Origin of the sequence: Thermus caldifontis (assembly GCF_003336745.1) — a bacterium.
Taxonomy (GTDB): domain Bacteria; phylum Deinococcota; class Deinococci; order Deinococcales; family Thermaceae; genus Thermus; species Thermus caldifontis.
In genome coordinates this window covers 1-1,285 of sequence record NZ_QGMX01000048.1, presented here as the reverse complement: position 1 = coordinate 1,285, position 1,285 = coordinate 1, and the positions used below count along the sequence as shown (strand labels likewise).

Below are 1,285 nucleotides of genomic sequence, written 5' to 3'. Positions count from 1 at the left end.
TTGCCGCAGACCTCTTCTCCTAGATTGGGAGATATGGTGGGAGAACGTCTCTCCGTTGTTGACTGCCCTTAAGGCTAGCCAACCAATTCAATGATAACAGCAGTAGCTGGAGTTGATTGAAGGCGCGATGCGCTCTTTATTGAATACAAAATCAAACTGACTATAAGCTAACAAAGGGAAAAACATCATAGCGGCCTCTGCCAATGCGCAGAGCTTCTGCCGGCTATGCATGAGCTTCCGGCCAAATGCTTGGTCAGCAATTTGACCGGTGCTGGTGTGCGGACGATCAGTCCGGTTAACTTAGTTAACTATTCCCTCCTCAAGATTAAGGCCGCCCTCGGCTGACCCTATTTGGGCGAGAACTTCCTTCAGTTGGGCTGTAGATTTCTTGGCCCTAGTGGTTCGCTGCCAGGTTAAACCGATGCAGATAAGAGCGCAGAAAATTGCTCCCGCAACTAGCGCTATCTGACTTAGTCGGTATCCGTCGACGTCCTTCTCGAAGTTCCTGATTTGCTCCAAGTTCTTTTCACTTAAACGGTGAAGGTATGGGAGGCTCAGGACCTCGTGTTTCATCGAGATATTAAGGACTGGGGAATTAGCCACTCCCGGCGCCCTATTCTGGACCATGTCATGATTAAAGAAGACGGTCTCGTTGACCATGGCACTCTCAATGAATGTTATGAGGTGCGTGCCTCTAATGTGGATGGCCGTTCCATTGTCCACACGCACGAGTGCTGGTCTGTCATTGATGACGATTATTCCTTCGTCGACGTAGGTGATCGGATGTAGATCACTCTGCTGTGCGTCGCAATGTGCTACGACCCCAGCGTGGAGCTCCTGCGCACACGAGCTCACTGAAGATAACTGGCAAAATGTTGCCCCTGGTGTTATGGAGCAATTCTTTACTGTGCGTATTTCTCTGTTGCACTCTGCTACCACATTATCTTTCAACCTTAACACCGTATCGTGGTGTACCACTGGAAGGATAGTGACTTTGTTGCACGCCATGATAATCTTGGGGAATTTAATAATAAAGTGTAAGATGTTAAGGGATTGTAGGACTTTTACAGACGCAACGGACAAAATCTCCCTTATGGGGGTGTTGGTGGGCTCCTCGCCCCAAATACTCTCCAGATCTGCGTGGTCCAAGAAGTTTGGACTCACTACGTTAATTTTAGCGAGGGTTATAGTGAGCATTAAGTTTTGCAATTCCATTACAATGATTCTGTTGCGAGTAGAAAGCGTTTCATACAGGTGACCTGTATCAATCTGAGCGCTTTTGGAA

At 47.9% G+C, this 1,285-nt stretch carries 1 protein-coding gene; it reads right to left on the bottom strand.

The features are described from left to right. Positions 1-300: 300 nt before the first annotated feature. The coding region (locus DK874_RS12155; protein ID WP_162798796.1) for a hypothetical protein at positions 301-1,285 on the bottom strand (985 nt) is incomplete at its 5' end.